Origin of the sequence: Campylobacter showae, assembly GCF_900573985.1 — a bacterium.
Lineage (GTDB): Bacteria > Campylobacterota > Campylobacteria > Campylobacterales > Campylobacteraceae > Campylobacter_A > Campylobacter_A showae_E.
Window position 1 is genome coordinate 2,027,348 of record NZ_UWOK01000001.1, and the last position, 18,658, is coordinate 2,046,005.

At 44.1% G+C, this 18,658-nt stretch carries 15 protein-coding genes and 5 tRNA genes; all 20 read right to left on the bottom strand.

Annotated elements, in window-relative coordinates:
* Positions 1–98 precede the first annotated feature (98 nt).
* Entirely contained in the window at positions 99–4,607 is a 4,509-nt protein-coding gene (gene rpoC / locus EE116_RS10155; RefSeq protein ID WP_122874315.1) for a DNA-directed RNA polymerase subunit beta', read from the bottom strand.
* Positions 4,600–8,736 carry a DNA-directed RNA polymerase subunit beta gene (gene rpoB, locus EE116_RS10160; RefSeq protein WP_122874316.1) on the bottom strand — a complete coding sequence of 1,379 codons (4,137 nt, stop codon included), beginning with the start codon at positions 8,734–8,736 and terminating at the stop codon, positions 4,600–4,602. Before rpoB ends, rpoC begins: the two co-directional genes overlap by 8 nt.
* 109 nt (positions 8,737–8,845) lie before the next feature.
* Positions 8,846–9,223, bottom strand: a complete 378-nt coding sequence (gene rplL / locus EE116_RS10165; RefSeq protein WP_002947609.1) for a 50S ribosomal protein L7/L12 — start codon at positions 9,221–9,223, stop codon at positions 8,846–8,848.
* Between the two features lie 16 nt (positions 9,224–9,239).
* Entirely contained in the window at positions 9,240–9,722 is a 483-nt protein-coding gene (rplJ, locus tag EE116_RS10170) for a 50S ribosomal protein L10 (RefSeq protein ID WP_002947610.1), read from the bottom strand.
* 110 nt (positions 9,723–9,832) lie between these two features.
* Positions 9,833–10,537 carry a 50S ribosomal protein L1 gene (gene rplA, locus EE116_RS10175; RefSeq protein WP_122861859.1) on the bottom strand — a complete coding sequence of 235 codons (705 nt, stop codon included), beginning with the start codon at positions 10,535–10,537 and terminating at the stop codon, positions 9,833–9,835.
* A gap of 120 nt (positions 10,538–10,657) precedes the next feature.
* The gene (gene rplK, locus EE116_RS10180) at positions 10,658–11,083 is read right to left on the bottom strand and encodes a 50S ribosomal protein L11 (protein WP_004322124.1); all 426 of its coding nucleotides are present in this window, start codon (positions 11,081–11,083) and stop codon (positions 10,658–10,660) included.
* A 10-nt stretch (positions 11,084–11,093) separates the two neighbouring features.
* Positions 11,094–11,627: a transcription termination/antitermination protein NusG gene (gene nusG / locus EE116_RS10185; protein ID WP_100067254.1), complete on the bottom strand. Its 534-nt coding sequence runs from the start codon at positions 11,625–11,627 to the stop codon at positions 11,094–11,096.
* A 6-nt stretch (positions 11,628–11,633) separates the two neighbouring features.
* On the bottom strand, positions 11,634–11,813 hold the full coding sequence (secE, locus tag EE116_RS10190) for a preprotein translocase subunit SecE (RefSeq protein WP_004318614.1): 180 nt from the start codon (positions 11,811–11,813) through the stop codon (positions 11,634–11,636).
* Between the two features lie 14 nt (positions 11,814–11,827).
* Positions 11,828–11,903 (bottom strand) — tRNA-Trp (locus tag EE116_RS10195).
* Positions 11,904–11,911: 8 nt separating this feature from the next.
* Entirely contained in the window at positions 11,912–12,082 is a 171-nt protein-coding gene (rpmG, locus tag EE116_RS10200; RefSeq protein ID WP_004322121.1) for a 50S ribosomal protein L33, read from the bottom strand.
* A gap of 51 nt (positions 12,083–12,133) precedes the next feature.
* Entirely contained in the window at positions 12,134–13,333 is a 1,200-nt protein-coding gene (gene tuf, locus EE116_RS10205; protein ID WP_122874317.1) for an elongation factor Tu, read from the bottom strand.
* A 63-nt stretch (positions 13,334–13,396) separates the two neighbouring features.
* Positions 13,397–13,471: transfer RNA gene (locus EE116_RS10210), tRNA-Thr, on the bottom strand.
* Between the two features lie 132 nt (positions 13,472–13,603).
* Positions 13,604–13,680: transfer RNA gene (locus tag EE116_RS10215), tRNA-Gly, on the bottom strand.
* A gap of 8 nt (positions 13,681–13,688) precedes the next feature.
* A tRNA-Tyr gene (locus EE116_RS10220) sits at positions 13,689–13,773 on the bottom strand.
* Between the two features lie 57 nt (positions 13,774–13,830).
* Positions 13,831–13,906: transfer RNA gene (locus EE116_RS10225), tRNA-Thr, on the bottom strand.
* 119 nt (positions 13,907–14,025) lie between these two features.
* Positions 14,026–14,466 carry a hypothetical protein gene (locus tag EE116_RS10230; RefSeq protein WP_122874318.1) on the bottom strand — a complete coding sequence of 147 codons (441 nt, stop codon included), beginning with the start codon at positions 14,464–14,466 and terminating at the stop codon, positions 14,026–14,028.
* Positions 14,467–14,557: 91 nt separating this feature from the next.
* Positions 14,558–15,811 carry a (Fe-S)-binding protein gene (locus EE116_RS10235; protein ID WP_122874319.1) on the bottom strand — a complete coding sequence of 418 codons (1,254 nt, stop codon included), beginning with the start codon at positions 15,809–15,811 and terminating at the stop codon, positions 14,558–14,560.
* A 9-nt stretch (positions 15,812–15,820) separates the two neighbouring features.
* Positions 15,821–17,182 (bottom strand): oxygen-independent coproporphyrinogen III oxidase, encoded by a 1,362-nt coding sequence (hemN, locus tag EE116_RS10240; protein ID WP_122874320.1) that lies wholly within the window; start codon positions 17,180–17,182, stop codon positions 15,821–15,823.
* Positions 17,179–17,670: a DUF2603 domain-containing protein gene (locus EE116_RS10245; protein ID WP_122861850.1), complete on the bottom strand. Its 492-nt coding sequence runs from the start codon at positions 17,668–17,670 to the stop codon at positions 17,179–17,181. The genes hemN and EE116_RS10245 overlap by 4 nt, the downstream gene beginning before the upstream one ends.
* A 13-nt stretch (positions 17,671–17,683) precedes the next feature.
* Positions 17,684–18,613, bottom strand: a complete 930-nt coding sequence (gene argF / locus EE116_RS10250; RefSeq protein WP_122874321.1) for an ornithine carbamoyltransferase — start codon at positions 18,611–18,613, stop codon at positions 17,684–17,686.
* Positions 18,614–18,658 lie beyond the last annotated feature (45 nt).

An 18,658-nucleotide genomic window follows, 5' to 3' on the forward strand; every position in this document is an offset into this window, starting at 1 on the left:
CAAATTTTCAAATTTAAAGAATGGATTTTATCTGATTAGTTTTAAGGCGAGGTAAATTTAAGCCTCGCCGAATTTAGCGAGGCTTAGGGAGTTAAATTTTAGTTTTGTTTTAGCTTGATCTTTTGATCTTGATAAAGGCCCGTTCCAACAGGGATCATGCGTCCTAGGATGACGTTTTCTTTTAGATCCTCGAGGTGGTCGATCTTGGCTGCGATCGAAGCCTCGGTTAGAACCTTAGTCGTCTCTTGGAACGATGCCGCAGAGATCACGCTATCGCTTCCGATAGCCGCGCGCGTAACGCCTAGCAAAATAGGCTCGGCGATCGCAGGATTGCCGCCCATTCGCATTATGCGCTCGTTTTCTTCCTTAAATCTCGTTCGAGAGATCATATCGCCGGTGATGAAATTCGTATCGCCGCTATCGACGATCTTAACCTGGCGAAGCATCTGAGAAACTATGATCTCAATGTGCTTATCGGCGATCGCAACGCCTTGAGAGCGGTAAACTTGCTGAATTTCGCTGATCAAATAATAGTGCAGCGCCTTTTCGCCCAAAATTCTCAAAACGTCGTGGCTTGATATTAGTCCGTCGGTTAGCTTCTCGCCGGCGTGGATAAATTCGCCGTCGCGAACTTGAATTTGACGAGTTTTGTCTATCAAGTACTCGGCAGTAGCGCCGTCGTCGGCCTCGATCACGATGCGTTCTTTAGAGCGAAGCGGTTTTTCAAACCTTACGGTGCCGTCGATTTCAGCGATGATAGCCGTATTTTTCGGACGTCTAGCCTCAAATAGCTCGGATACGCGCGGCAAACCGCCCGTGATGTCTTTCGACTTCGCGACGGCTTTAGGCGTCTTAGCTAGGATATCGGCTTGCTTCACCACTTCGTCGTTGGCTACGAATATCGCGGTTTTTGGCTCTAGCTGATAGCGGATCATTTTGCCATCATCGGTGCTGATAACGATCGTAGGCTTGATGCCCGAAGGTAGATACTCGTTGATAACTAGACGGCTCTGGCCGGTCGCCTCGTCGTACTGCTCGGCGGCGCTATAGCCTGGCTCGATATCCTCGTACGTAACCTTACCTGCAGCCTCGGCGATGATCGGCGTAGAGTACGGATCCCACTCGGCTATGACGGTTTTTTCTTGGCTTTCCGGCTCAGAGATAACTGCTTTGCTATCCACGATATCGCTATCGTTTGCTTTGATGATAGAGTTTCGCGGGATATAGTAACGAACCGCTTCTCTATCGTCCTCGTCGGCAACTACGACAAATAGTCCTTTTTCGGTTACGACGTGGCCTTTTTTGATATTTCTTAAGCGCTCTAAATAATCGCCTTTTAAGATATAAAATTTAAGCACGCCGTTTGCACCTGCAAGGATTTTCTTAGCGATCGGCTCGCCGTCCTCTACCTTTATCTCGCTGGCAAACGGGATACGTTTCGGTACGTTCCAGCCCTCTTTGATGACCTCTGCGATACTCTCGTTCTCTTTGACTGAGTCGCCATCGGCATAAGGGATGTAAATTTTACCCTCTACCTTACCGCTAACGCCGGCTAGCTCGTTAGGTTTCGCTAGGTCGCCTCTTCTTAAAGTATATTTTACCTCTTCTTTTTTACCTTTTACGATGATATTTACGTCCTCGTGAGCGATCTCGATCTCGATCTTTCCGTCAAACGGAGCTTTTATCTTAGGCTCGACGAGTAAGACGGCTGAGTTTCTGCGATTTGCTACGATTCTCTTGCCGCCGTTTTCGTAAACGTTTAGATTGTAGTATCTTATAAAGCCCTCTTTTTGTGCGACGACTTGGTAGTCTTGCTGCTCAGTCGATGCCGTACCGCCGATGTGAAAGGTTCTTAGCGTTAGCTGAGTACCGGGTTCGCCGATAGATTGAGCCGAGATGATACCGACGGCTTCGCCCGGTTTTACTAGCTTTCCTTCGCCCAAATTCACGCCGTAGCATTTCGCGCAAACGCCTTTTGCTGCTTTGCAAGTTATCGGCGTTCTGATACTGACCGATTTTATGCCCGCTTCGGTTATCGCTTTTGCTTTTTCTTCGTCTATTAGCGTACCTTCGCTAAATAATACCTCGTTTGCTATCGGATCGATCACGTCGTCGGCTAGCACGCGGCCTAAAATTCTCTCTTCCAAGCTCTCGATAAGCTCGCCGTTATCGGTGATCTCAGTGATCTCGACGCCCTCGTGCGTACCGCAGTCGTGCATAGTGACTTTTACGTTTTGCGCGACGTCGATTAGCTTCCTGGTTAGGTATCCGGCATTCGCCGTTTTTAGCGCGGTATCCGCAAGACCTTTTCTAGCGCCGTGGGTTGAGTTAAAGTACTCAAGAACGTTTAGACCTTCGCGGAAGTTTGATATGATAGGAGTCTCGATGATCGAGCCGTCAGGCTTTGCCATAAGACCACGCATACCGGCTAGCTGGCGAATTTGCGCCGCTGAGCCTCTCGCGCCGCTATCGGCCATCATATAAATAGAGTTAAATCCGCCCTTATCTCCCTGGATAAGCTTCATCATCTCGCCAGCGACGACATTGTTCGTATCCGTCCAGATGTCGATGATTTTATTATATCTCTCGGAGTCCGTTAGCAAGCCCGCGCCGTATTGATTTTGTATCTCTCGGACTTTTTTCTTGGCTTCGTTGATATATTTTTGCTTGCTATCAGGGACGATGATATCGGCGATAGAGATAGAGATACCGGCCTTGGTCGCATAACGGAAGCCCAAATTTTTAAGCTTATCCAAAAATCCCGCCGTTACCTCAAGGCCGCCGTTTTTGTAAACATAATCGACCAAATTTGCGATATCTTTTTTCTTCATAACCCTGTTCCACATATTTTCAGGAACAAAATCAGGCAGAATCGAGCGGATGATCAAGCGACCCGCGGTCGTAAATAGAGTCTTGCCGCCAATCATCGTTTTGATTTTCGAGTGCACCTCTAGGCAGTACGCTTCCTCGGCGATCATTACTTCGTCTACCGATGCGAAAATTTTATTTGCGCCCTTGCTATCGGTCTTTTCTAGGCTTAGATAGTAAATCCCCAAAACCATGTCCTGACTAGGAACCGTGATAGCCTTACCGCTTGCAGGAAGCAAGATGTTCATCGAACTAAGCATCAAAATTTTGCACTCTGCGATAGCTTCCTGCGATAGCGGAACGTGAACAGCCATCTGGTCACCGTCGAAGTCCGCGTTAAATGCGGCGCAAACTAACGGGTGTAGCTGGATAGCCTTGCCCTCGACGAGCACCGGGTGAAACGCCTGGATAGATAATTTGTGAAGCGTCGGAGCGCGATTTAGCATGACCGGGTGATCTTTAACGACCTCTTCCAGGCACTCCCAAACCTCGTTCGTCTTATCCTCTATCATCTTTTTAGCTTGTTTTACGGTCGTGGCGTAGCCCTTCTCCTCGAGGCGAGCTAGCAAATGCGGCTTAAACAGCTCAAGCGCCATTCTTTTCGGTAATCCGCACTGATCCATACGTAGTTTTGGACCGACGACGATAACAGAACGACCAGAAAAATCCACGCGCTTACCGAGCAAATTTTGACGGAAGCGGCCTTGCTTGCCTTTAATGATTTCAGAAAGCGATTTTAACGGGCGTTTATTTGCACCTTTTACCGCATTTGCGCGTCGCCCGTTGTCAAATAGCGCATCGACGGACTCCTGAAGCATACGCTTTTCGTTTCTGATAATAATCTCAGGTGCGTCAAGCTCCATAAGGCGTTTTAGGCGCGCGTTTCTATTTATAACGCGGCGATATAGGTCATTTACGTCAGAAACCGCAAATTTACCGCCGTCAAGGCTAACAAGCGGACGAAGATCCGGTGGCAGGACCGGCAAATTCGTAATCATCATCCACTCAGGACGGTTGCCTGAATTTAAAAAGCTCTCAACGACTTTTAGTCTTTTTACTATGGTTTTTTTCTTGGCTTCCGAATTTGTCGCGCTGATCTCGTCTTTTAGGGTATTTAAAAGCTCGACAAGATCGATATTTGCTAGTAAATCGCGGATAACTTCACCGCCCATCCTAGCTCTAAATCCGCTCTCTTCAAAGCGAGAAGCCAAAGAGACATACTGCTCTTCGTTTAAAACGTCGAAAATTTCTACTTTTTTGCTATTTTCGGTATCGTAAAATGCGTCGCCTACGCTCTCGACTATATACGCCTCGTAGTAAAGCACGCGCTCAAGGTCTTTCATCTTTATGCCAAGCAACGTTTCTATGCGGCTTGGGAGCGAATTTACGTACCAGATATGCGCAACAGGAGTCACGAGCTCGATGTGGCCCATTCTAGAGCGGCGCACCTTTGAGCTAGTTACCTCGACGCCGCATTTTTCGCACTTGATGCCCTTATAACGCATTTTTTTATACTTACCGCAAAGGCACTCGTAGTCGCGAATAGGACCGAAAATTTTAGCGCAAAATAGACCGTCGCGCTCAGGTTTTAGCGTGCGGTAGTTTATGGTTTCGGGTTTTTTGACCTCGCCGTGGCTCCATGACTTTATTCTCTCAGGGCTAGCCAAACGAAGCTGAAACGCTTCAAAATCGCGCGGTCTGCGTTCTTCTTTTATCTCAATAGGTTTTAACTCACTCATTATTTTCATCCTCATCGTATATCTCGACATCAAGCGCCAATGATTTTAGCTCGTTTGTTAGAACGAAAAATGTCTCAGGAATGCCTGTTTCAGGCACGTTTTCGCCTCTAGTTAGGGCTTTATACGCAGACAAACGTCCTTCGACGTCGTCTGATTTAACCGTTAGCATCTCGCGAAGCGTATGAGCTGCGCCGTACGCCTCAAGTGCCCAAACTTCCATCTCTCCGAATCTTTGTCCGCCAAATAGCGCCTTACCGCCGACTGGCTGCTGAGTAACTAGGCTATATGGACCCGTGCTTCTAGCGTGGACTTTTTCGTCGACTAGGTGGTGAAGCTTTAGCATATACATACATCCGACATTTACGCGCTCCTTAATCTTTGAACCCGTGCGTCCGTCGTAAAGCTCGGTCTTGCCGTCCATATCAATCTTAGCTAGCTCAAACAGCTTCATTAGCTCATCGACCCTTACGCCCTCAAATATAGGCGTGGCAAATTTGACGCCGTTAGCCCAATCTCTAGCGTAGTCTAAAAGCTGCTCGTCGCTCATTTTACCTAGAGTCTTTTTAGCATCCATAAATTTAGATGTAGAGGCTATATCGATCATTTTGGCTCGTAGCTCTTTTACCCACTCGCCTTTTTTCTCTTGGAAAATTTGATTTATCTGCTCGCCCAAGCGGTAGCCGACAAGACCCAAGTGACTTTCTAAAATTTGACCGATATTCATACGGCTAGGAACACCTAGCGGATTTAACACGATATCGACCGGCTGACCGCTCGGAAGATACGGCATATCGACTTCTGGGACGATGTTTGAGACGATACCTTTGTTTCCGTGGCGACCCGCCATCTTATCGCCCACTTTTAGTTTGCGCTTGGTCGCGATGTAGACTTTGACGAGCTTAACTACGCCACTTGGCAAGATATCATCTTTTTCCAAAATTTCCATCTTCGCGTCGTGCTCTTCTTTGAGCTTTTTCTTCTCGTTTTGGAAATGATTTTTTATGTCGTCGTATGATTTTTGAACGTCTTTTGAAAAGCCTTTAACGATCGCGCTTAGAGTAAAGCGGTTGATGTTTTCAAACTCTTCTTTATCGATCTTCTCGCCTTTTTTATAGGTTTTTTTACCGATAGTTTGAGCAGAGCTTAAAGGCGTTTTGCAAAGCAGAGCGCCCACTTTTAGCATCTCTTCGCGGTCTAGCATCAAGAGTCTATCGTGGTGTTCTTTTTCAAAAGCCGCTTTTTCTTCTTCATAAACTTTATTTGAGCGATTATCTTTTTCGTGACCTTTTTTAGTAAAAATTTTAACGTCTACGACGACGCCTTCCATAGAAGCTGTCGCGTAAAGGGACTTATTTACCACGTGACCGGCTTTTTCTCCGAAAATCGCGCGAAGCAAGCGTTCCTCAGGCGTTGGCTTAACCTCGCCTTTTGGTGAAACCTTGCCGACTAGGATCATGCCGGGTTTTACCTGCGTGCCGATTTTTATTATACCGCTATCATCTAGGTGAAGCAGATCTTCTTCTTTGATATTTGGGATATCTTTAGTAATCTCCTCAACGCCGTCTTTTAGCTCGCGCGCCTCGATCTCTTTTTCGTAAATATGCACGCTCGTAAACGCATCCTCTCGGATCATTTTTTCGCTGATTACGATCGCGTCCTCATAGTTGTAACCATTCCACGGCATGAAAGCTATAAGGGCGTTTTTACCGATAGCTAGCTCGCCGCGCTCCATAGACGGACCGTCGGCGATGATCTGCCCGGCCGCTACGCTTTCGCCTTTTTTAACGATAGGGTGTTGGGAGAATGTCGTATTTTGGTTGGTTCTTAAATTTTTCTCCATAGAGTAGTGATCGATATATGGACCTGCCTCGTCTTCACCAAGGATAAAGATGTTTTTATTGTCCACCTTTTCGACTACTCCAGCGCGTCTAGCCTTGATCGCCTCCCATGCGTCGCGCGCTACAGTACTCTCCATGCCAGTTCCAACGATAGGAGCGGACGAGCGAAGTAGCGGCACTGCTTGGCGCTGCATGTTTGATCCCATGAGGGCACGGTTTGCGTCATCATGCTCCAAAAACGGAATAAGCGATGCCGCAACACCAGCTATCATACCGGAGCAAAGGTCGATAAGCTTAACATCCTCGCGTTTAGCCAGTATCATCTCGCCGTCTTGTCTAGCCTCGATCAAGTCCTCTACTATATAGCCGCTTTCATCAAGCGCAGTAGAGGCCGGAGCGATAACCAAATTTTCCTCTTGAGTTGCCGTTAGATAAACGATCTCGTCAGTTACTTTACCGTCTACGACTTTTTTATACGGGGCTTCGACGAAGCCGAGATTATTTACCTTCGCGTAAGTAGAAAGCGTGTTGATAAGGCCGATGTTTTGACCTTCCGGAGTCTCTACCGGGCAAATTCTGCCGTAGTGAGTCGGGTGAACGTCGCGCACCTCAAAGCCGGCTCTATCTTTTACGAGACCGCCTTCGCCCAGCGCCGAAAGTCTGCGTTTGTGCGTAACTTCGCTAAGCGGGTTGGTTTGATCCATAAACTGACTCAACTGACCGCCGGTGAAAAATTCCATTATCGTCGTGGTTATCATTTTTGGATTAACCAAATCGTAAGGCATAATCTCTTCGGTATTACCCAGCGTCGTAAATTTATCTCTGATAGCTTTTTGCATTTTTACAAAGCCCAGGTGAAGCTCGTTTGCCAAAAGCTCACCGATAGAGCGGATACGTCGGTTGCCGAGGTGATCACGATCGTCGATATGTCCTTGTCCGTTTTTGACCTTTATTAAATATTTTGCCGTTTTTATAATGTCCTCATTGGTCAAAACCGTTACGTACTCAGGTACCTCAAGCGCTAGCTTGTGGTTCATTTTCATACGGCCAACACCCGTCAAATCATATCTTTCAGGATTAAAGAATAGATCATTTACGAAAGCGCGAGCAGCGTCTTTGACAACCGGCTCGCCTGGACGCATAACTTTATAAATTCTTATCGCCGCAAGATCGTTTTCGTCATCGACGTTTTCGGTTTGACGTAGTAGTTTGAGCGTCTCGTTATCGGCAATAAATGAATTTATGATAGCGTCGTCCACGCCTGCCGCTAGGTCGTTTGCTATCTCGATACTCTCTTGATCAGCCAAAATTTTAACCAATTTATTTTCATCAAGCTGTGCAAGAGTATCATAAAGCACCTCGCCGCTGTTTTTGTCAATAACCGGGTGAGCCAAAAACCTATTTACCAAAATTTCAGTCGGATATTCGACAAATTTGACGCCGTCAGCGATGATCTTATCAGCCTTTTTCTTGGTTAGTCTTTTTCCGGCCTCGTGTAAAACATTGCCTTCTTCGTCTTTTATGTCGTATTCAACCCTGCCCTGATAATCATCTGGGTTAAATGGCGTCAAAAATTTATTATCTTTTATTGTTAAAGTTTGTATAGGATAAAATAACTTGATAATATCTTGTTTTTTATATCCAAGCGCTCTAAATAGGATAGTTACCGGCACTTTTCTGCGCTTGTTGATACGCACATAAAGTACGTCTTTTGTGTCGTATTCAAAATATAGCCAGCTACCGCGGTCAGGAATGATTTGAGCCGTATAAATAAGCTTATTTACTACTGTCGGGCTTTCCTCTTCTTTAAAGATAACGCCGGGACTTCTGTGAAGCTGATTAACCACGACACGCTCGACGCCATTAATAATAAATGAAATTCTATCCGTCATCAAAGGAATTTCGCGAACGAAAATTTCCTGCTCTTTTATATCTTTTATACCGATCTTCTCGCCTGTTTTTTCATCTCTCTCGTGAACGATCAGCCTTATTTTCATTTTTAAATTTACAGAATAAGTAAGCCCGCGCTCCATGCACTCTCTAATCGTATATTTTGGTTTTCCGATTTCAGAGCTTACGTATTCCAAGCTTAAGCGGTTTTGTGGATCGTGTATAGGAAATATTGATTTGAAAACTTTTTCTATACCGCTTTCGCCTTGATTTTTATCTACGTTTAAAAACTGGTCAAAACTCTTTTTTTGTAATTGTAGTAGGTTAGGAACATCGATCTCTTTGGCAACATTTGAAAAATCAACCCTAAGACGATTTCCTGAGTATAAACTATTTAGCATATTCTACCTCATGGTATAAGTTTGAAAGAAAGTAAATAACCGCACGTCTGCGGCATCTTTGTAAAAATTAAATAAGGAGGCGTCGCCTCCTTTGTAAAAATAAGTGAAATTATTTAAGTTCGACTTTAGCACCAGCTTCTTCAAGCTCTTTTTTAGCTGCTTCAGCCTCGTCTTTGCTAACACCCTCTTTAATAACAGAAGGAGTTTGCTCAACTGCGTCTTTAGCCTCTTTAAGACCAAGACCTGTAAGAGCGCGAACGACTTTAATAACGTTGATTTTCTTGTCGCCGCCGTCAACTAGAACAACGTTAAATTCTGTTTTCTCTTCAGCTGCATCGGCTGCGCCGCCTGCTGCTGCGCCGCCTGCTACCATTACCGGAGCAGCGCTTACGCCAAATTTCTCTTCAAATTCTTTTACTAGCTCACTTAGCTCTAATACTGAAAGATTAGAGATAAATTCTAATACGTCCTCTTTAGTAATTGCCATTTTTTATCCTTTTATATTATGCTGATTTTTCTTTTTTCTCTTTAAGCGCATTTAGTCCAATAGTGAAATTTTGGATAGGCGCATTCCAAACTTGCAAAAGCATAGCAAGTAACTCATCACGGCTAGGCATCTTAGATAGAGCCTTGACCTTCTCGACGCTTGCAACTTCGCCGTCAATATGAGCGGTTTTGATTTTGAATAGTTCGCTGTTGGTCTCTTCAAATTTAGCCGCAACCTTAGTAGCTGAAAGCTGATCGCCCCAGATAAAGATATTTGTATCTTTTAAGACCATACCAGACTTTTCAACGTTATTAAGAGCGATATTTGCAAGAGTATTTTTTACGATTTGAACTTTTACGTTTAAAACTCTAGCAGCATCTCTTAATGCTTCTAGTTTTTTAGTGCTAAGACCGCGATAATCGCAAACTATAATCGCTTCATTTTCTTTAAATTCGGCCTCAAGTTTACTGATTATTTCAGATTTTTCGTTTCTCGTCATCTAGTTTTTCTCCTTTCCGACTAGTGATTTCAAGCAGAGTGGCATAAAAGCACGATTAAGCAAAAGCCTCTGCTATCTCCAATCTAAGATAAAAATTTATTAGCTAAAAATTAGCGTAGATCCATAAGCTCTTGAGTCTCAAGTAGAACAGAAGGGCTCATAGTTAATGATAAAGCGGCGCTCTTAATATATCTACCTTTTGCTGCCGCAGGTTTTTGTCTATTTACTGCTTTAATAAGGGTTGAAATATTATCGTTTAACTGTTCTTTTGAAAAGCTAACTTTGCCAAGACCGGCGTGTATATTTCCTTGCTTATCTACGCGGAAATTAACTTGACCGCTTTTTGCGTTATTAACCGCTTGAGCTACATCCATAGTAACAGTGCCTGTTTTTGGGTTTGGCATAAGACCTTTTGGTCCCAAAATTCGTCCTACTTTACCGACTAAGCCCATTAAATTTGGAGTGGCAATAAGAACGTCGAAATTCATAATTCCTTTTTGGATATCCTCGACAAGTTCATCGCTACCGACTATATCGGCACCAGCAGCTTTTGCTTCGTCGGCTTTCGCATCTTTTGCTATAACGGCTACACGAACGGTTTTGCCGGTTCCCGCAGGAAGCACAACTGAGCCTCTAACCATTTGATCTGCATGTCTTGGATCGACGTTAAGTTTTAATGCTATTTCGACTGTTTCGTCAAATTTAGCGCTTTTTAGTAATTTTACAGTATCGATAGCTTCTGCTAAAGAGTAAGCTTTAGTGGTATCAACTTTTTCAAGTAGCTTACCAAATCTTTTTGTAGTTTTTTTTGACATTAATTTCTCCGCATTTTTAAATTTTATGCTTCCACATTGTCAAATTTAAAATACACGCGCTATAAATATTAACGCGTGTGCATAAATTTAACTTTATAAAATCCTTATGTGGTAAAAGGATTAATCGACTACCGTAATTCCTATTGAGCGAGCTGAACCAGCAATGATTTTAGCTGCCTGCTCTCTATCTTTAGTATTTAAGTCGGCAATTTTTTTCTCAACTATTTCAAGTACCTGAGCTTTTGTGAGCTTGGCTACTTTATTTTTTAACGGATTATCCGAACCTTTTTCTATTCCTGCAGCTTTTTTAATCAAATCCGTAGCAGGCGGTTGTTTTGTAATAAATGTAAAGCTTCTATCAGCATAAACGGTAATAACGACCGGAACCCTAAAGCCAGCCATATCCTTTGTTCTTTCATTAAATGCTTTACAAAATTCCATAATATTAACGCCTTGCTGACCAAGAGCCGGACCTACCGGAGGACTTGGATTTGCTTTCGCAGCAGCAATGTGTAATTTAATTTCGCCTATAACTTTTTTAGCCATAAACTTCTCCTTATACTATCTTCTCGACTTGTGAATATAAAATTTCAACTGGGGTGCTTCTGCCAAATATTGAAACATTTAGCCTTAGCTTTCCGTGTATCATATCGTACTCTTCTACTATACCAGTAAAATTCGCGAAAGGCCCTTCCGTAATACGAACATTTTCTCCGTTATCAAAGAAAATTTTTGGTTTAGGAGCAGCTCGCTTTTGGACTTTTTCTAAAATTAAATTTATATCTTTTTCGCTTAACGGCGTAGGTTTTTTTGCTTCACCTATAAATCTACCGACTTTAGGAAGAGACTGAATCTTGTGCCAAAGAGCTGTATCCAAATCAAGATGTGCAAAAGCATATCCAGGATAAAGACTTCTTTCGTTTATTTTTTTCTTGCCGTTTTTGATTTCTATTACATCTTCAGTAGGAACTATAATCTCTTTTAGTTGTTCTTCAATGTGATTATCTCTAACTAAATTTTCAATAGCTCTCTTTACGCTCATTTCGCTACCGGCATAAGTTTGAATCGCATACCATTTATGTGCCATGATTCAACCTTAAATCAGTTTTGAAAGAGAGAAAGACATAATTGCATCAACAAGAGCTAAAAAAAGTGAAACAATGGCTACTACAGCAAAAACTGTTATAAAAGCATTTCTTATTTGCTCTTTGAGCGGAAAAATTACCTTTCCGATTTCGGCACGAGAAAGCTTTATATAATTTATCATTTTTTCCATTTTTAACCTTTTGATGGCAGGGCAAGAGGGATTCGAACCCCCAACCATTGGATTTGGAATCCAGCGCTCTACCGTTGGAGCTATTGCCCTAAAAAGCCTTAGCTCTTTAACTTAACTTCTTTATGAACAGTATGTTTTTTTAGTCTTGGGCAATATTTTTTTAGTTCCAATTTTTCGGTTGTCGTTTTGCTATTTTTTACCGTAGTATAATTTATATCACCTGATTCAGAACATTTAAGACCGACTTTTATTCTATTACCTTTTGCCATAAATTCCCTTCAAAAAAGCGGAGAAAAACTCCGCCAAAATATAAAATTAAATTACGCTAGAATCTTAGAAACAACGCCTGAGCCGACTGTTCTACCACCTTCACGGATCGCAAAGCGAGTTCCCTCTTCAAGAGCAACTGGCGCAATAAGCTCAACAGTTATCTTTAGGTTGTCACCAGGCATAACCATCTCTGTTCCTTCTGGAAGAGTGATAGAACCTGTAACATCAGTCGTTCTTACATAGAACTGCGGTCTATAGTTGTTAAAGAATGGGGTATGACGTCCACCCTCTTCTTTTGTTAGGATATAAACCTCTCCCTCAAATTTAGTGTGAGGAGTAATTGATTTAGGTTTGCAAAGAACCATACCGCGCTCAACATCTTCTTTTTTTGTGCCTCTTAGAAGAACGCCTACGTTATCGCCTGCTTCACCTTGGTCCATTTCTTTTCTAAACATCTCGACGCCGGTAACTGTAGTAGTTTGAGTTGGTCTAATACCTACGATTTCGATGGTATCGCCGACTTTTACCACACCTTTTTCAATTCTACCGGTAACAACCGTACCGCGACCAGAAATAGAGAAAACGTCCTCGATAGGCATCAAGAAGTCTTTGTCTGTTGCGCGAACCGGAGTTGGGATATACTCGTCAACTCTAGCCATAAGCTCAAGAACTTTTGCAGACCATTCGCCCTCTGTTCCAGCTTTAGCCTCGTTAAGAGCTTGAAGAGCCGAGCCTGCTACGATTGGAGTATCGTCGCCAGGGAAATCATACTCGTTTAGAAGCTCACGAATTTCCATCTCAACTAGTTCAAGAAGCTCAGCATCATCAACCATATCAGCTTTGTTCATGAAAACAACGATATATGGAACACCTACTTGGCGAGATAGCAAGATATGCTCTCTAGTTTGAGGCATTGGGCCGTCAGCAGCAGAAACAACTAGGATAGCACCGTCCATTTGAGCCGCACCGGTAATCATGTTTTTAACATAGTCGGCGTGGCCTGGGCAGTCAACGTGCGCATAGTGGCGATTTTCAGTCTCATACTCAATGTGAGAAGTAGCGATGGTAATACCACGCTCTTTCTCCTCTGGAGCGTTGTCGATATTATCATAGTCTTTTAGTTCAGCAAGACCTTTTCTTGAAAGAACAGCAGAAATTGCAGCTGTCAAAGTTGTTTTACCATGGTCAACGTGACCAATAGTACCAATGTTTACGTGTGGCTTGTTACGTGAAAATTTTTCTTTTGCCATCTCTTCCTCCGTAATGATATTTGCGTTTTAAATTTATGCTTAATTTTTCTTCTCTAAAATCCGTGGAGCTCATAGCGGGACTTGAACCCGCGACCTCTTCCTTACCAAGGAAGTGCTCTACCTCTGAGCCATATGAGCGTCAAACTCTTGGCATTAGAGAATTTTTGAAAAAGCATAAACAACTAAATGAAATTAAAAAGGTGTGCCGTAGAAAATGTATAAAATTTAATATTTTTATCATCTTACAGCTCCCAGTTTAGTTCCAAAATCTGGAGCGGGAAACGGGGCTCGAACCCGCGACCCTCAGCTTGGAAGGCTGATGCTCTAGCCAACTGAGCTACTCCCGCGCGTAGCATGGTGGTGAGACGTGGATTCGAACCACGGAAGACATAGTCAGCAGATTTACAGTCTGCCCTCGTTGGCCACTTGAGTATCTCACCCTATTTTAAAAAATAAATGCTTTGCAATGGTATTTCTGGTCAAACACTGTTATGAAATGGAGCTGGTGAACGGACTTGAACCGCCGACCCACTGCTTACAAGGCAGTAGCTCTACCAACTGAGCTACACCAGCATCCTGATTTATGAAAGTTGGATTATAGCCCAATTTCTTTTCAAAGTCAAGCTTTTTTTAAAATTTTTTGGAAAATAAGAATAAAAAATTAGAATTTAGCCGCACATACAAGCTAAATTTTAGCCCATTGGTTCTGGAGCCTCTTTAAAAAATAGGTCCGGCTTCTTTCTTAATCCTCGTTTTTTTGGCATAGTTACGTCTTTTTCTTCTGCTGTGGTTTTAGAATCAATGGCGCCTTTATCGTCGTTATTTTCGCTTTTTACCATCCCAGCATATGCCTCTTTGTATCCTGCGGATTTTATTTTATTAATTAAAATTTTAATTTTTTCTCCACTTAGAGGCTGTGTTTTTATCGCGATGGCACGGTATCTACCAAATTTACCGCTAACGACCTTTTCGACGCCCTCAAGGTCGCCTACTTTTCTTTCGACGGCTACTCTCGCGCTTTCTATTGCTTTTTCGCTTACGTCATCGCCAAAAGCGCTCACAAAAATATGATATTCGTCGTTTGCAAGCAAGGCGCCAAAAAACATCAAAATAACGAATATCACCTTTTTCACGAAATTTCCTTAGGATATTTATCAAATTTTACAGTATCGACCGACCGTCTTATCATTATACAACAAAAAAATATAAACTTACAGTCAAACTCTATCCAAGCACCCTTGCGATTAACTCTATCGGATTCTCGCATTTCACGTCTGAGCCGCCGATATGTAGCGCATTTGAAATTTGCATTTTACAGGCGCTACACTCTGCGCTTACGATCGTTGCGCCCGAGTTTTTTATCATCTCGGATTTTCTTTGTCCGGCTGCGCGGCTTAGGTGATATTTTTCAGACTGCATCGTTACGCCGCCAAATCCGCAGCACTCGTTTGGATCGTCCATTTCGGTTATTTCGTAGTTTTGAGCGAGCAGTTTGCGAGGCTCTTTAAATACGCCTTGCATTTTTCTAGCATGACAAGGATCGTGATAGGTCACGGAGGCTAAGTTTTTGCCTTTTTTAGCCAAAATTTCAGCCAAATTCGTAAATTTTTCAAAGTACTCCGTCGCTAAAAATATCTTCTTGCTTACAGCTTTTGCGCGCTCTCGCCACTGCTCGTCATCGTGAAAGAAGTGCTCGTAGTCGATCTTTATCATCGCCGAACAAGTAGCCTCTGGCACGATGATGGCGTCTAGCTCGCCCAGCATTTTTTCAAAATACTCGATATTTCGCTTTGCCAAAACCTCGACCGTCGCAAAATCCCCCGTAAAATACGCGGGCGCGCCGCAACAGGCCTGTTTTTTCATCAAATTTAAATTTAACCCAAGCTCGCGCGCTATCTTAACCAAAGCCTCGCCGATGCCCGTATACGCGTAGTTTCCCATACATCCGATGAAAACGCCGATCGTTTTATCGCCGCCGTTATCAATAAACTCTGCGTGCGAGTTTAAAAAGCTCTTTTTACTAGCGGTTGGCAAAAGCCGCTCTTTTTTCACCATCGGCAGGCTAAATCTCGGGCTCATCGCGCCTTCACGGATCTTAAACGCGCAGCTTTGAAACACATATCCCAGCCTCGCGCAAAAGTCCATAACCGCGCGGTGGCGCAGCAACCAAAAAAACGCTTTTTTGTACCACGCTATGCCAAATTTATCCGCGATATCGCGGCGGACGTTTTCTATCGCCGTATCCACGCGCAAGGAATTTGGACATACCTCGACGCAATTCGTGCATAAAAAACAGCTCTCAAAGATATTTTTCGCGCTTTTATCAAGCTTCAGCTCGCCGCGCTCGTAAGCTCCCACGAGATCCAAAAAGCCGCGCGGAGAGGTCGTCTCGTCGGAGTTTATCTTGTGGATCGTGCAGATTTGGATGCATTTGCCGCATTTTACGCATTTATCTGAAATTTCGCTAAATTTAAACATGTCCGCCCATCAAACCGTTTTTGAAAATCGGCGTAAATTTTCAGGTATTTTTTTCAAATACGCGTCAAAACACATCGCGATATTTCGGATGATCAGTGTGCCCGTCTCGTTTACGCTGATTTTTTCTGGCATTACGGTTACGAATTCGCTCAAATTTTCAAGCTCGACCAAATCATCTTTAAAATACTCGAAAAATTTGATGCCAAATTTATCCTCGACCGCCTTGATATCAAGAGCGAAGTTACTCATCAGGCTCATTATCACGGCTTTTCTGATTAGATCGTCGCCAGTTAGATATATACCCTTACAATACGGCAAAACGCCGCTATCCAGAGCTTTTTCGTATTCGTCCATGTCCTTGAAATTTTGCGCGTAGTATCTTTGCCCCTCGCCGATGCTAGTTAGCCCGATGCCGATGAGATCGGCTCCGCCCTTGGTCGTGTAGCCTTGGAAATTGCGGTGTAGCGTACCGTTAGCAAGCGCGCCGAAAAGCTCGTCGCCTGGCTTTGCAAAGTGATCCATTCCGATCATTTTGTAGCCGTTTTTGATAAAAAACTCGGCCGTATATTTTAAAATTTCAAGCTTGGTTTTAGGGCTGGGTAGCGTGGCTTCGTCAAATTTGCGCATAGATTTTTTTATCCACGGCACGTGCGCGTAGTTAAACACCGCGAGGCGGTCCGGGGATAGCGTCAGAGCCTTATCCAGCGTCGCTTTAAAGCTCTCTAGCGTCTGATACGGAAGGCCGTAGATCAGGTCCATATTTATCGAGTTTATGCCCTTAGCGCGCGCCATATCTACGGCGTTTTTGGTGATCTCGTAGGGCTGGATGCGGTGGATCTCTTTTTGCACGCGCTCGTCAAAATCCTGCACGCCGTAGCTGATACGGTTAAAGCCGTGAGAGACTAGCACGTCAAGCTGCTCGCGGGTTAAAAATCTCGGATCTATTTCGCAGCTGATTTCAGCCTCGGGCGAGAAATTTTTAAATTTAGCCTTTATCATCTTGATGATTTCATCTAGCTGATCCGCTCCGTAAAACGTCGGGGTGCCTCCGCCAAAGTGCATTTGTAGCACCGGTGCGCTCGTGTCGAGATTTGCCGCTAGTAGATCAAGCTCTTTTTGTAGATACTGCATATAGCGCGTTTTGCGGTCCTCTTTGCTCGTATAAATTACGTTGCAACCGCAAAAATAACAGGCGCTGCGGCAAAACGGCAGGTGCAAATAAAGCGAAAGCGGGCGCGAGGCGTCGCGGTTTTTTAGCTCCCGCAGGTAGTCCTCGTAGCTAAATTTATCGCTAAACTCGGGCGCGGTCGGATAGCTCGTGTAGCGCGGTCCCGGGCGCGAATACTTCACGTAAGCGTCAAAATCTATCATAGCGTTTTATTCCTTGCGTTTTTCATTATATTCTCCATATCGACGAACAAATTTGGATACTGCTTTTTGATACCCTTTACCAGTTTTTCCAAATTTACGTCGATGCTTTTTTTATTTTTATTTTTTGCGGCGATCTTGCGTATCTCGTCCATCGCCACGACCCAAACGTCGGCAAAATCTATAGGCACGTTCTGCCAGATCGTCTTTTCGAGCCTTAGTTCGAAATTTTCCTTTTGGACGTTGCGGTAGGCTTCGATGAGCTGCGAGAGCGATTTTAACGAAACCATCGTGTGTAAATTTTGATTTTCGTCAATGCCGAACCACGGCTCCACTCCGTCCCACGAGCCGCTTTTTAGGCTAAGGCTCATTTGACTCGGATCGCTTGTCGGCACGATCTCAAATATCGTCTTCTCGCCCTCTTTTATCCCGAGCTCGCCCGAAATTTCGTCGATTTTTTCGTATGTTTTTTGTAGATTTTTTTCTTTCATTTACTTCCTTAACTTACCCGTTTTGGTGCCTATCGAGCCAAACCATCACGCCTTTTTGCGCGTGCAATCTATTTTCCGCCTCGGCAAAAATCTCATCCGCATGCGCCTCAAACACCGCCTCGCTCACCTCGTATCCGCGGTAAGCCGGCAAGCAGTGCAAAAATATCGCTTGCGGTGCGGCTAATTTCATCAAATTTTCATCCACGCAAAAGCCCGCAAAATCCCTCAAGCGCTTTTCTTTTTCCGCCTCTTGTCCCATCGAGACCCAAGTATCGGTAGTGACGACGTTAGCGCCCGAGACGGCTTCTTTTACGTCCTGAGTTAGATAAATTTTAGCTCCCGAAATTTGAGCGTTTTTCATCGCTAAATTTACGACGTCGGCGTCCGGTTCGTAGCCCTTTGGCGTCGCGATCCTTAGCTCAAAGCCTAGCTTGCTAGCTAGCATCAGCCACGAGTGCGCCATGTTGTTGCCGTCGCCCACGAACGCCGCTTTTATCTCGTCTATTTTTAGTCCGCATTCGACCGCCGTCATGAGATCGGCCATCAGCTGCGCGGGGTGAAATTTATCGCTAAGTCCGTTTATCACGGGTACGCGGCTAAATTTAGCAAGCTCTTCTAGCGTCTCGTGGCGATTTACGCGAGCCATGATTAGATCGCACATTCGCGAGATCACGCGCGCGGTGTCTTTTATCGGCTCTCCGCGCCCGATCTGAATCTCGCTCGAGCTAAGAAACAGCGCGTGTCCGCCTAGCTCGTTCATCCCCACGTCAAAGCTTACGCGCGTTCTAGTCGAGCTTTTTTCAAATATCATCGCTAATTTTTGATCTTTTAGATACGGCTTAAAATCTCGCGCCTTGGCCTCTTTTTTTATCTGCAAACCCAAATTTAAAATTTCGATGATTTCGTCTTTGCTAAAATCGTTTAACGTTAAAAAGTGCCGCATTTTGCCCCCTTTAAATTCCCAAATTTGCCCATAAAATTTACAAGG